Here is a 12,468-nt window from a genome sequence, read left to right on the forward strand (position 1 = left end):
GCAGACCGCGGTCGCCCTGAACTAATGGCAGAATGGACAGTAGACCAGTTTCAAGGAGAGTCACCATGGCCAAAGACGCCACAGCTAACGCATCCACCCGGACCGCTTCGACAGAGCACCCGGAGAACTCCAAGCAGAGCCACGCCTCGATGCATGACGAGACCATCGGGCATGGCAATAGCCCCGCCGCATGGACCTGCGTCCTGATCATGTTGGCAGGCGCCGCCGTCTCGTCGTTCGCCTATGTTTTCGCCAGCACTGAAGGAAACTTCGACGCCGGCACGGTCCTGTTTTGGATTGGCATTGCAGTCATGGTGATCGGTCTCGCTGCCGGTTTCGTCATGAAGCGTGCAGGCTACGGCGTCGGCGGTTCGAAGCTGAAGGGCAAAGACGACTAGGTGAGCGTTCTCGACGACATCATTGCGGGCGTCCGTGAGGACCTCGCGCCGCGGGTTGCGGCGCGTCCGCTAGAGCACCTGCGCGACGACGCCGCGGCCGCCCCGGCACCCCGGGACGCCTACGCGGCCCTGAGCGGTGACGGCTCGGGGATCACCCTGATCGCGGAGGTGAAACGGCGCAGCCCCTCGAAGGGTGCGCTGGCGGACATTGCGGACCCGGCAGGACTGGCGGTCCGCTACGAAACCGGCGGGGCCGCCGTCGTCAGCGTCCTCACCGAACAACGCCGTTTTGGGGGGTCCCTCGCGGATCTCGACTCGGTGCGCGCCGCCGTCGACCTCCCCCTGTTGCGCAAGGACTTCACCGTTGACGAGTACCAAATCTGGGAGGCTCGTGCCCACGGAGCCGACCTGATCCTGCTGATCGTCGCGGCCCTCACTGACGAGGAACTTGCACGCTTCCTCGCGCTCACCCACGAGCTGGGGATGAACGCGCTGGTCGAAACCCATACGGACGTCGAGGTTGAACGGGCCGTTGCGGTGGGGGCCAAGATCATCGGGATCAACGTGCGCAACCTCAAGACGCTTGACATTGACCGGTCAGTCTTCGGGCCACTGGCCGGAGGAATCCCGGCGGGCACACTGATCGTCGCCGAGTCTGGCGTGCGGGACGTGGCCGACGTCGACCGGTTCGCCTCGGATGGGGCAGACGCCATCTTGGTTGGCGAGGCGCTGGTTCGCCACGACAACCCCGAAGACACCATCGCCGCGTTCCTCGACGCCGGCCGCAGCGCCCGACTGGCCGACCAGGACCAGCCGACCGCCTAACCACCGGTACGCAGCACACCACCACAACAGGACAGGCAAGCTCATGACCGATTCGCCACAGGCAGCCAACGCATCCACCGGGGTCACCACCGATACCGCCGACGCGTTCCTCGATCCGACGGCAAGCCTCCGCCACGCCCCAGGACCGTACTTCGGTGAGTACGGCGGCCGATGGATGCCCGAGTCCCTGATCGCTGCCCTGGATGAGCTGACCGACACCTTTGACAAGGCGAAGGCCGATCCCGAGTTCACCGCCCAGGTGGCCGAACTGAATCGCACCTATGCCGGCCGGCCGTCGCTGCTCACCGAGGCCAAGCGCTTCGCCGAGTATGCCGGGGGAGTCCGGATCTTCCTCAAGCGTGAAGACCTCAACCACACCGGATCCCACAAGATCAACAACGTGCTGGGTCAGGCTCTCCTCGCCAAGCGGATGGGTAAAACCCGGGTCATCGCCGAAACAGGTGCCGGTCAGCACGGCGTGGCCAGCGCCACCGCGGCGGCTTTGATGGGTCTCGAGTGCGTCGTCTACATGGGTGCCGAAGACTGCCGCCGTCAGGCGCTGAACGTTGCCCGGATGGAGCTGCTTGGCGCCACGGTGATCCCTGTGACCAGCGGGTCCCAGACGCTCAAGGACGCTATTAACGAGGCGTTGCGCGACTGGGTGGCCAACGTCGACACCACCCATTACCTCCTCGGCACCGCTGCCGGAGCGCACCCGTTCCCATCAATGGTGAGGTTCTTCCACGAAGTCATCGGTGAAGAAGCCCGAGAGCAGATGCTGGCGGAAACCGGCAAGCTGCCCGACGCCGTCTGCGCCTGCATCGGGGGCGGGTCCAACGCCATCGGCATGTTCCACGGGTTCCTGGACGACCCAGGGGTGGCCCTGTACGGCTTCGAGGCCGGCGGTGAGGGCGTCGAAACCGGCCGGCACGCCGCGACCATCACCCTCGGACGCCCGGGAGTGCTGCACGGCGCCCGCTCCTACCTGATGCAGGACGACGACGGCCAGACCATCGAGTCCCACTCCATCTCAGCCGGACTCGATTACCCTGGGGTGGGCCCCGAGCACGCGTACCTCGCCGACATTGGCCGGGTCAGCTACGAACCGATCACCGACGCCGAGGCCATGGACGCTTTCCGCGTGCTGTGCCGCAGCGAAGGAATCATCCCAGCCATCGAGACGGCCCACGCTCTGGCGGGTGCCATCAAGGTGGGCCAGCGGCTTGCCGCGGAGGGCGGGGATCCGTCCGAGAAGATTGTGCTGATCAACCTTTCAGGCCGGGGTGACAAGGACGTGGCTACCGCTGCCGAATACTTCGACCTGCTACCAGATGACAGCGCCGAAGCCGAAATCGGGAAAGACGGAGAACAGTTGTGACCACCCAGACCACGAGCAAAGCCGCCGCAGCGATCGACCGGGCACGCGACGCCGGACGCGCGGCCCTGATCGGCTACCTGCCTGCGGGCTTCCCCGACGTCCAGACCACCATTGATGCGGCGCTGGCAATGGCCAACAACGGCGTGGACCTGATCGAGATCGGCATCCCCTACTCCGACCCCGTCATGGACGGCCAGGTCATCCAGGACGCGACAGTGCAGGCCCTCAAGAACGGGTTCACCGTCGAGCGGATCTTCGACATTGTCGAGGGCATCACCTCCCAGACTGACGCGGCCGTGCTGGTCATGACCTACTGGAACCCAGTGATGCAGCTGGGTGTCCGCGAATTTGCCCGGCGCCTGCACGAAGCCGGTGGGGCGGGACTGATCACCCCCGACCTCATCCCTGATGAGGCCGGAGCGTGGATTGCAGCCTCCGACGAGTTCGGCCTGGACCGGATCTTCCTCGTGGCACCCTCAACCAGTCCCGAACGCATGGAGCGCACGGTCAAGGCGAGCCGCGGGTTCGTCTACGCCGTGTCGATCATGGGCATCACCGGCGCACGGACCGCAGTCAGCTCGGCGGCGCGCGCCGTCGTCGACGCCGCCCACGGCGCGGGTGCCGAACGCGCCTGCGTGGGCCTGGGAGTATCAACGGCCGCACAGGTCAAGGAAATCGCCGCCTATGCGGACGGGGTGATCGTGGGCACCGCCCTCGTTGCTGCCCTGCGCGACGGTGGCGTCGAGGCACTCTCGGAATTGACCAAGGATCTCAGTAGCGGAACGGGAAAGAGCTAACCCATGGGTATCGTGAGCACCATCGGGGCGCTTCCCCTCAGTATTCCGAGCCCGCCAGCCGAGTGGGCATCCTTCAGCCTTGGGCCGCTGACGCTCTACACCTACGCCCTATGCATCCTGGCCGGTATTGTTCTGGCACTGATGCTGACCGTTTCCCGCTGGAAGCGGTATGGCGGGAACCCTGACGTCATCTGGGACGTGGCCATCTGGGCCATCCCCTTCGGCATCCTTGGTGGACGGCTTTATCACGTGTTCTCCTCACCGGACGCCTACTTCGGACCGGATGGTGACCTCTCCCGCATCCCACGGATCTGGGAGGGCGGGCTGGGCATCTGGGGCGCCATCGCCCTGGGCGCCGTCGGTGCCTGGATCGGATGCCGCAGGTCGGGGGTCCGGCTCAGTGCGTTCGCGGACGCCGCCGCACCGGGAATCCTGCTGGCGCAGGCGGTCGGACGGTTGGGGAACTGGTTCAACCAGGAGCTCTTCGGCGCGCCCACCACGCTGCCCTGGGGCCTGGAAATCGACCCCGAGAACGCCAACTTCCCGGACGGCATGGCAGCCGACACGCTGTTCCACCCCACCTTCCTGTACGAAATGCTGTGGAATCTCGCCGGCGTCGCCCTCCTGCTGCTTCTTGACAAGCGCTTCGGCCTTCGCGGTGGCATGATGTTCTGGGCCTACGCCGCCTACTACACCGCCGGTCGGGTCTGGATCGAGGCCCTCAGGATTGACGACGCCGAGCTGGTCACCTTCTTCGGTGTCACCCAGCGCCTCAATGTGTGGACCAGCATCCTGGTCCTGATCGGCGCGATCGCTGTCCTGATCTATCTTGGGGTCAAGCGTAAAAGCACCGGCACCCAGTCGCTGTACCTTCCCGGGCGGGAACCAGCGGTCACCGACGAAACAGACGCCGACGGTGGGATCCACTCCCACCATGCGGACACAGAGGAAACGAATTCCACTACCCGTGGTAATCTCGTCGAAACAAACGGCAGCAAGGAAAACCTTCCCGAGACGGAAGTCACTCCTGACACGCCAAGGGAGAACGATTCCCGCCCCTAGCGTCCAGGGCCACCGCCCACCATGGACACCGCCACAGAGACGTGGCCCCGGCGCGCCGCAGACCACCCCTCGGGCGGAGTGCCGGTTATGGTCGGGCACACCAGTGCCCGTTTGTTCTGCAATCGTTGTCCCAGAAACCTCCGGAAAACGTCAGCCAAGCCATAGAATCTTGAATAAGTTCGTGTAGTGCGCAGCTCACGAAGCTGCAGACCTGGGGCCAAGGCCGTCCCCTCCCGACGCTCCATTCTGGGGGAAGGACTCTACCTATGAATGCTCCCATTTCCGGCAACTCCGCAGCCGGCAACTCCACAGCTGAGAACTCGGCGGCAAATGTATCGGCCGAGCACCAGCAGCACCCGTCAATCGTCGACGAGGTTGCCCCGGAGGCAACCGGCCCCGACGTCACCAGCCCTGGCGTCGAATCTCCCTTCGAGAGGTTCGCCAACATCCCCGAGGCCAAGGGTCTGTATAACCCGGAGAACGAGAAGGACGCCTGCGGCCTTGCCGTGATCGCTACCCTCCGCGGCGAACCCGGCCACGACATCGTCGACCATGCGTTGACCGCGCTCCGCAACCTGGAACACCGGGGTGCGGTAGGCGCCGACGAGGGAACGGGCGACGGCGCAGGCCTCCTCACCCAGGTGCCCGACGAGTTCTTCAGGGCCGTCGTCGACTTCGACCTCCCACCCGCCGGGCAGTACGCCGTCGGGACCGCTTTCCTCCCCGCCGCAGGCCGTGAGGAAGAAACCGCCCGTGCCGGGCTGGAAGCGATTGCCGAGTCCGAGGGACTCACCGTCCTCGGCTGGCGGGACGTGCCGATCCAGGCCGATCTGGTCGGCGCCATGGCCCGCGCCTGCATGCCCCATTTTGTGCAGCTCTTCCTGTCACCAGCCGGTGACACTGCAGACGCCGTCGATATTGATGCCCTGGCGTTCCGGGTCCGTAAGCGCGCCCAGAACAAGCTCGGCGTCTACTTCCCCTCGCTGTCCTCGAAGACCATGGTCTACAAGGGCATGCTGACCACCGCGCAGTTGGAACCGTTCTACCCCGACCTGTCCGACCCGCGGTTCAAGACCAAGCTGGGCATTGTCCACTCCCGGTTCTCCACCAACACCTTCCCGTCCTGGCCGCTGGCCCAGCCGTTCAGGACCATCGCCCACAACGGCGAGATCAACACGGTCAAGGGCAACCGGAACTGGATGCGCGCCCGCCAGTCGCAGCTCTCCCACAGCCTGCTCGGCGATGATCCGGAAGAGCTGTTCCCCATCTGCACGCCCGGGGCGTCGGATTCGGCGTCGTTCGATGAGGTCGCCGAACTGCTGATGCTCTCCGGCCGGCCCATCACCCACGCCATCATGATGATGATCCCGGAGGCGTGGGAAAACCACTCCACCATGGATCCGGCCCGCCGTGCGTTCTACCAGTACCACTCGATGCTGATGGAGCCGTGGGACGGCCCAGCCGCAGTGTCCTTCACAGACGGCACTCTCGTCGGCGCGGTCCTGGACCGCAACGGACTACGCCCCGCCCGCTACTGGGTGATGGAGGACGGGTTGGTGGTGCTCGCCTCAGAGGTGGGTGTCATCGACATCGAACCGTCCAAGGTGGTGCACAAGGGCAGGGTGTCCCCGGGCAAGATGTTCCTCGTTGACACCGAGGAAGGCCGCGTCATCGAGGACCAGGAGATCAAGGCCGAAATCGCCTCCGCCAACCCCTGGGGTGAATGGGTCAAAGACAACCTGCTGCACCTGAAGGACCTCCCCGAACGGGAGCACGTCCTGCACACCAAGGCGTCCATCAACCGGCGCCAGCGCACCTTCGGCTATACGCAGGAAGAACTACGCATCCTGATCGGCCCGATGGCGAAGGCCGGCGCGGAACCGCTGGGCGCGATGGGATCCGACACCCCGGTGGCAGTGCTGTCCAAGCGCCCCCGGCTGCTCTTCGACTACTTTGTGCAGTCCTTCGCTCAGGTCACGAACCCGCCGCTGGACTCCATCCGTGAGGAACTGGTGACCTCACTGCGGGCCTCCATCGGCCCGAACGGCAACCTGCTCTCCACCAAACAGGTGCACTCCCGCCAGGTGGGGCTCAGCTTCCCGGTCATCAACAACGACGAGCTGGCGAAGATCGCCAATCTCTCCAACGACGACGGCGAACGCATCGCCATGAAGGTGCGCGGCCTGTACCGGCCCGACGGCGGGGAAGCCTCCCTGCGGGCGCGGCTCACCGAGATCTGTGAGCAGGTCTCCAGCGCCATCAACCGGGGCATCCAGTACGTGGTGCTCTCGGACCGTGACTCGAACGCGCAGTGGGCGCCGATCCCGTCGCTGCTGCTCACCAGCGCTGTCCACCATCACCTCCTGAAGAGCGCAAACCGGACCAAGACCTCCCTCGTGGTCGAAGCCGGCGATGTGCGCGAAGTACATCACGTAGCAGCGCTGATCGGCTACGGGTCTTCAGCGATCAACCCTTACCTGGCGATGGAGAGCTGTGAGGAGCTGGTTCGCAACGGTGACGTCACCGGTGTCACCGCCGAGCAGGCCGTCGCGAACCTGATCAAGGGGCTCGGCAAGGGCGTCCTGAAGATCATGTCCAAGATGGGCATCTCCACCGTGGGTTCCTACTGCGGCGCGCAGACGTTCGAAGCGCTGGGCCTCGGTCAGGAACTGGTCGACGAATACTTCCACGGCACCCAGACGCAACTCGGCGGCGTCGGCCTGGACGTGCTGGCGGCCGAAACGGCTGCCCGGCATGCCAGCGCGTACCCCGAGGATGGCATCGACGATCCGCACCAGAGCCTGGACAATGGCGGCGAATACCAGTGGCGCCGCGACGGCCCACCGCATCTGTTCAATCCCGAAACAGTGTTCCGGCTGCAGCATGCCACCCGGGAGCGGCGCTACGACATCTTCAAGGCGTACACCCGCGGCGTCGATGACCAGTCCAAGGAACTGATGACCCTGCGTGGGCTCCTCCAGTTCAAGGAGGGGGTGCGCGAACCGATCTCCATCGACGAGGTGGAACCGGTCTCCTGCATCGTCAAACGATTCTCCACCGGTGCCATGAGCTACGGGTCCATCTCCCAGGAAGCCCACGAGACGCTGGCCATCGCCATGAACCGGTTGGGCGGCAAGTCCAACACCGGTGAAGGCGGCGAAGATGTTGACCGGTTGCTCGATCCGGAGCGTCGTTCTGCCATCAAGCAGGTTGCCTCGGGCCGGTTCGGTGTCACCAGCCTCTACCTGACCAACGCCCAGGACATCCAGATCAAAATGGCGCAGGGTGCCAAGCCCGGCGAGGGCGGTCAGCTGATGAGCCAGAAGGTCTACCCCTGGGTAGCCCGGACCCGGCACTCAACCCCGGGGGTGGCGTTGATTTCGCCACCGCCGCACCACGACATCTACTCGATCGAGGATCTTGCCCAGCTGATCTACGACCTCAAGCGGTCCAATCCATCGGCCCGGGTGCACGTCAAGCTGGTCTCCGAAGTGGGGATCGGCACCGTCGCGGCGGGCGTGACCAAGGCCAAGGCCGACGTCGTCCTCATCTCCGGGCACGACGGCGGCACCGGTGCCAGCCCACTGAACTCCCTCAAGCACGCCGGGGTTCCGTGGGAGTTGGGCCTCGCGGAAACGCAGCAGACCCTGATGCTCAACGGGCTCCGCGACCGCGTGGTGGTCCAGGTGGACGGTCAGCTGAAGACCGGGCGCGACGTCGTCATCGCAGCCCTGTTGGGGGGCGAGGAGTTCGGTTTCGCCACCGCCCCGCTGGTTGTCTCCGGCTGCATCATGATGCGCGTCTGCCACCTGGACACGTGTCCTGTGGGCGTAGCCACCCAGAACCCCGAACTGCGGTCCCGGTTCACCGGCAAGCCGGAGTTTGTGGTCAACTTCTTCGAGTTCCTCGCCGAGGAGGTCAGGGAAATCCTCGCCAGCCTGGGCTACAGGAGCATTGAAGAGGCGATCGGCCACAGCGAATCACTCGATGCCCGCAAGGCCATCAACCATTGGAAAGCCGATGGGCTGGATCTGGATCCGATCCTGCGCGGCAACGAGTTCGGCGACGACGCTCCGATGCGCAATATGACCACCCAGAACCACGAGCTGGATCAGCACTTCGACCGGAAGCTCATCGAGATGAGCGCGGACGCACTGGAGAACCGTGCGCCGGTGAAGATCTCGGTTGACGTGGTCAACACCGACCGGTCGGTGGGCACCATGCTGGGACACGAGGTGACCCGACGGTTCGGTATCGAGACGCTGGCCACCGACACCATCGACGTGACGCTCACCGGGCAGGCCGGCCAATCGCTGGGAGCATTCCTGCCAGCGGGGATCACGCTGCGGTTGTTCGGCGACTCGAATGACTACGTGGGTAAGGGCCTCTCCGGCGGCCGGGTGATTGTTCGGCCCGACCGCTCCAACGTGTTCGCAGCCGACCGCAACGTGATCGCCGGCAACGTGATCGGCTACGGGGCAACCAGCGGCGAAATCTTCCTCAGAGGGCAGGTAGGGGAGCGCTTCCTGGTGCGCAACTCGGGTGCCACGGCGGTTGTCGAAGGAATCGGCGACCACGGGTGCGAGTACATGACCGGCGGGCAGACCCTGATCCTCGGTCGGACCGGCCGCAACTTCGGGGCGGGGATGTCCGGTGGTACCGCCTACGTGCTGGACCTGAACCGGCGGCGCATGAACATCCAGAGCCTTGAGAACGGCGAACTTCAACTCGTTGATCTCGACGCCGAGGATATCGAAATAGTGCGTCAGCTGATGATCAAGCATGTGGAAGAGACCGAATCGAACCTCGCAACGCACCTGCTGGAGAATTTCGATGACACGATCGCCCGACTGACCAAGGTGCTGCCGCGTGACTACGCAGCGGTCCTTGACGCGCGGGCGGCGGCCATCGAAGATGGGCTCGATCCCGACGGTGAAGAAGCTTGGACCCGAATCTTGGAGGTAACCGGTGGGTGATCCACGCGGATTCATGAAGGTACGCGAACGCCAGACCCAACCCCGCAGGCCTGTGCCAGTGCGGATTATGGACTGGAAAGAGGTTTATGAGGCGCAGGAAAAGGGTGTCCTCAAAGCCCAGGCCGGACGGTGCATGGACTGCGGTATCCCGTTCTGCCACCAGGGCTGCCCGCTGGGCAACCTGATCCCGGAATGGAATGACCTCACGTACCGTGACAAAGGCAGGGAAGCGATTGAGCGGCTGCACGCCACCAACAACTTCCCCGAGTTCACCGGCCGGCTGTGTCCGGCCCCGTGTGAGGCGTCCTGCGTGCTCGGAATCAACCAGCCGCCTGTGACGATCAAGCAGGTGGAGGTGTCAATCATCGATGAGGCCTTCGCCGAGGGCTGGGTCGAGGCACACCCACCGGAGCGGCTCACCGACCGGACCATCGCCGTCGTCGGCTCAGGCCCGGCCGGCCTTGCCGTGGCGCAGCAGCTGACCCGGACCGGTCACACGGTCGCGGTCTACGAGCGTGACGACAAGATCGGTGGGCTCCTGCGCTACGGGATCCCCGACTTCAAAATGGAAAAGCACCATCTGGAACGGCGCCTTGAGCAGATGCGCGCCGAGGGCACCCGGTTCAGGACCGGTGTCGAGGTGGGCCGGGACATCAGTTGGGACCAGCTGCGGCGCCGCTACGACGCCGTCGTGGTGGCCACCGGTGCCACCATCCCGCGTGACCTGCCCATCCCTGGCCGGGAACTTGAGGGCGTCCACTTCGCGATGGACTACCTGGTGCAGGCCAATCGGGTGAGCGCCGGCGGCGTCGTCGAACAGCAGATCGACGCCGAAGGCAAGCACGTGGTCATCCTCGGTGGCGGTGACACCGGTGCGGATTGCCTGGGTACCGCGCACCGTCAGCGCGCAGCATCGGTGACGACGCTGGCAATCGGTCAACAGCCTCCGGCGGACCGCGCCGCGCACCAGCCGTGGCCAACGTTCCCGACCCTGTTCGAGGTTGCCAGCGCGCATGAAGAAGGTGGCGAGCGGACCTACCTCGCGTCCACCGTCGAATTTGTCGGCGAGAACGGCAAGCTGACGGCTATTCGCGTTGCCGAGACGGAGTTCGTGGAGGGACGCCGGGTGCCGAAGGCTGGCACCGAACGAAACATCCCGGCGGACCTGGTGTTCCTGTCACTCGGATTCACCGGACCCGAACCGGCCGGTATCACCGAGCAGGTGCAGGCCGAGTTCGACGAACACGGCAATATTGGCCGGGACGGTTACTACATGACCAACACTCCCGGGATCTTCGCGGCAGGCGATGCCGGCCGCGGACAGTCATTGATCGTCTGGGCCATCGCGGAGGGGCGCGCTTGCGCCGCGGCAGTGGATCAGTGGCTGATGGGGAAGACCAAACTGCCGGCACCGGTGGCTCCCACCGACCGAGCCATGGCAGTGCTCTGAGTGCACGAAGTCGCGAGCAGGCCGCCGCGCACCCAACATCATCTACTACAAGACGACTAGGCTAGGTTTCATGAGACGCGCAAAAATTGTTGCAACATTCGGCCCCGCAATCGCGAGCTATGAGAACACGGTGGCGGTGTTGAAAGCCGGTGTTGACGTTGCCCGGATGAACATGAGCCACGGCGATCACACGGTGCATAACCAGACCTACGAGTATGTGCGGCAGGCTTCGGAAGAGCTGGGCCGTCCGGTGGCGATCTTCGCCGACCTCCAGGGGCCGAAGATCCGCCTTGGTCGATTTGTTGATGGCCCGCATGTACTCGCTCCCGGCGACACCTTCACCATCACCACCGAGGACGTCGAGGGCACGCAGGACATTTGCTCCACTACCCACCTCGGCCTGCCCAACGACGTCAATGTGGGCGACACCCTGCTCATCGACGACGGCAAGGTTGCCATGCGCGCAACTCAGGTCGACGGCACGAAGGTTGTTGCTGTCGTCACCGTCGGCGGCGCTGTATCAAACAACAAGGGCATCAACCTTCCCGGTGTCGCGGTGAGTGTGCCTGCGATGAGCGACAAGGATGAGGCCGACCTGCGGTGGGCCATCCAGCGTGGCGTCGACATGGTGGCACTGTCATTCGTGCGGAACGCGTCCGACGTCGTCCGCGTTCACGAAATTATGGACGAAGAGGGACGCCGGGTTCCGGTCATTGCGAAGATCGAAAAGCCCCAGGCGGTGGACGCTATCGAGGAGATCATCGACGCGTTTGACGCCATCATGGTGGCGCGCGGCGATTTGGGCGTGGAGCTGCCCCTCGAAGAGGTACCGATTGTGCAGAAGCGGGCCATCGAGCTCGCCCGTCGTTGGGCCAAACCGGTAATCGTGGCGACCCAGGTGCTCGAGTCAATGATTGACAACCCGCGGCCCACGCGCGCTGAGGCGTCTGACTGTGCCAACGCAGTACTCGACGGAGCCGACGCCGTCATGCTCTCGGGCGAAACCAGTGTGGGCAAGTACCCCATGGAGACCGTCCAGACGATGGCGAACATCATCGAGTCGACCGAGAAGCACGGTCTGGACCGGGTACCTCCACTGGGTAGCAAGCCCAAAACCCGTGGCGGTGCGATTACCCGTGCGGCGGTGGAGATCGCCGACCAGCTGGACGCGAAGTACATCTGTACCTTTACCCAATCGGGTGACTCGGCACGTCGCTTGTCGCGCCTGCGGCCTACCAAGCCGGTATTCGCTTTCACCCCGGTTCAGTCAACGCTGAACTCGATGGCGATGATCTGGGGTATCCAGCCGATGCTCGTGGAGTTCGTTGAGCACACCGACCAGATGACCGCCCAGGTGGATCGGGTGCTGTTGGAGCAGGGTCTCGTGGAGCCGGATGACCTGGTGGTCATTGCTGCCGGGTCGCCTCCGGGGCAGGCAGGCTCGACCAACTCCATCAAGGTGCATAAGGTCGGCGACATTGCGGACGCCGGACAGCTCCCTAACGGTTACACTCCGAACAAGGAGAAGGTCGGTCCGTGGCCGGTCAAGAACAAGCTCAAATAGGCTTGTAGGTAAGTCAGC

General features: G+C 64.6%; 8 protein-coding genes. All 8 read left to right on the forward strand.

Translation table 11 applies throughout. The features are described 5' to 3' along the window. Window positions 1-149: 149 nt before the first annotated feature. Window positions 150-398 (forward strand): HGxxPAAW family protein, encoded by a 249-nt coding sequence (locus K728_RS0102050; RefSeq protein ID WP_443110854.1) that lies wholly within the window; start codon window positions 150-152, stop codon window positions 396-398. Beyond that, complete coding sequence (gene trpC, locus K728_RS0102055; protein WP_024475697.1) at window positions 399-1,223, forward strand: indole-3-glycerol phosphate synthase TrpC; 825 nt, start codon at window positions 399-401, stop codon at window positions 1,221-1,223. Between the two features lie 43 nt (window positions 1,224-1,266). After that, a complete protein-coding gene (trpB, locus tag K728_RS0102060; RefSeq protein WP_019482413.1) occupies window positions 1,267-2,601 on the forward strand; it encodes a tryptophan synthase subunit beta in 1,335 nt (444 codons plus the stop codon). Further along, on the forward strand, window positions 2,598-3,398 hold the full coding sequence (trpA, locus tag K728_RS0102065; protein WP_019482412.1) for a tryptophan synthase subunit alpha: 801 nt from the start codon (window positions 2,598-2,600) through the stop codon (window positions 3,396-3,398). Before trpB ends, trpA begins: the two co-directional genes overlap by 4 nt. A gap of 3 nt (window positions 3,399-3,401) precedes the next feature. Then, the gene (gene lgt / locus K728_RS0102070; RefSeq protein ID WP_024475698.1) at window positions 3,402-4,460 is read left to right on the forward strand and encodes a prolipoprotein diacylglyceryl transferase; all 1,059 of its coding nucleotides are present in this window, start codon (window positions 3,402-3,404) and stop codon (window positions 4,458-4,460) included. Window positions 4,461-4,726: 266 nt separating this feature from the next. Then, window positions 4,727-9,436 carry a glutamate synthase large subunit gene (gltB, locus tag K728_RS0102075; protein WP_024475699.1) on the forward strand — a complete coding sequence of 1,570 codons (4,710 nt, stop codon included), beginning with the start codon at window positions 4,727-4,729 and terminating at the stop codon, window positions 9,434-9,436. Beyond that, window positions 9,429-10,886, forward strand: a complete 1,458-nt coding sequence (locus K728_RS0102080; protein ID WP_019482409.1) for a glutamate synthase subunit beta — start codon at window positions 9,429-9,431, stop codon at window positions 10,884-10,886. Before gltB ends, K728_RS0102080 begins: the two co-directional genes overlap by 8 nt. A gap of 70 nt (window positions 10,887-10,956) precedes the next feature. Further along, window positions 10,957-12,450, forward strand: coding sequence for a pyruvate kinase (gene pyk, locus K728_RS0102085; protein ID WP_024475700.1), 1,494 nt, complete (start codon window positions 10,957-10,959; stop codon window positions 12,448-12,450). Window positions 12,451-12,468: the final 18 nt, after the last annotated feature.

It is taken from the genome of Arthrobacter sp. CAL618 (genome assembly GCF_000468215.1).
In the GTDB taxonomy this organism is placed as follows: Bacteria; Actinomycetota; Actinomycetes; order Actinomycetales; family Micrococcaceae; genus Arthrobacter_D.